The organism is Streptomyces sp. 2A115 (genome assembly GCF_052245575.1).
Classification (GTDB): domain Bacteria; phylum Actinomycetota; class Actinomycetes; order Streptomycetales; family Streptomycetaceae; genus Streptomyces.
Genome location: NZ_JBQQCG010000226.1, coordinates 1 through 1,232, shown reverse-complemented (window position 1 = coordinate 1,232; position 1,232 = coordinate 1). Strand labels below are relative to the sequence as shown.

1 protein-coding gene is annotated in these 1,232 nt (G+C 65.8%); it reads left to right on the top strand.

Annotation, left to right across the window (positions count from 1 at the left end; translation table 11 throughout):
* Positions 1–87 precede the first annotated feature (87 nt).
* Positions 88–1,221 (top strand): IS630 family transposase, encoded by a 1,134-nt coding sequence (locus ACTWQR_RS55715; protein ID WP_443235013.1) that lies wholly within the window; start codon positions 88–90, stop codon positions 1,219–1,221.
* Positions 1,222–1,232: the final 11 nt, after the last annotated feature.

Genomic DNA, 1,232 nt, shown 5'->3' with positions numbered 1-1,232 from the left:
CTAGTGCCGCATCAGGCAACGTTCGCCCTGTCATGACGCATCGCTGGGTTGCTGCGCCGGGCGGCATCGGACAGCCAGAATGACGGAGTGGCTGAACGTGTGCGGGTCCGGGAGATTGATGACGATGAGGGCAAGCGGCTGCTGCGGATCATCCGCAGGGGTACCGGATCGGTGGTGACCTGGCGGCGGGCCCAGATGGTGCTGTTATCCGCGCAAGCCATGCCGGTGGCGAAGATCGCCGAGGTGACATTCACCAGTGCGGACCGGGTCCGGGACGTGATCCACAACTTCAACACCGACGGCTTCGAGGCGCTCTACCCGAAGTACAAGGGCGGCCGCCCGAGGACCTTCACCCTCCCCGAGCGCCGGGAGATCAAGAAGATCGCCAAGTCCAAGCCGGCCGAGCACGGCCTGCCATTCTCGACCTGGAGCCTGGCCAAGCTGGCCGACTTCCTGGTCGCCGAGGGGGTGGTCGACGACATCAGCCACGAGGGCCTGCGCATCCTGCTCCGCGAGGAGGGCGTCTCCTTTCAACGCATAAAGACCTGGAAGACCTCACGCGACCCGGACTACGCGGCCAAGAAGGCCCGGGTCGAGCATCTCTACGCGATCGCCGACGGCGAGGTCATAGCCGAGGACGGCGAGCCCGAAGTCGTCTTCTGCATGGATGAGTTCGGGCCGCTCAACCTCCAGCCGCACCCCGGCCGGCAGTGGGCCGGACGCGGCGGCCGGCACAAGGACCCCGACCGCGAACCCCGGCCTCGTCGCCGGGCGACTTACACCCGCCCGCACGGGGTCCGCCACCTGTTCGCCGCCTACGACCTCACCAAGGACCAGCTCTACGGGCACATCAAGAAGACCAAGAACAGGTCGAAGTTCCTCGAGTTCTGCCGCTACCTGCGCTCCCTGCACCCACTGGACATACGCATCGCGATCGTCTGCGACAACTACTCACCGCACCTCACGACAAAGCGCTGCCAGCGGGTCGCGACGTGGGCAGCGGCGAACAACGTGGAGATCGCCTACACACCGACCAACAGCTCCTGGCTCAACCGGATCGAGGCCCAGTTCACCGCCCTGCGCTACTTCGCACTCGACGGCACCGACCACGCCAGCCACAAGGAGCAAGGCAGCATGATCCGCCGCTACATCATCTGGCGGAACAAGCACGCCGCCGACGAACGCCTCCGCGAGGTCGTGAACAGGGCGAACGTTGCTTGATGCGGCACTAG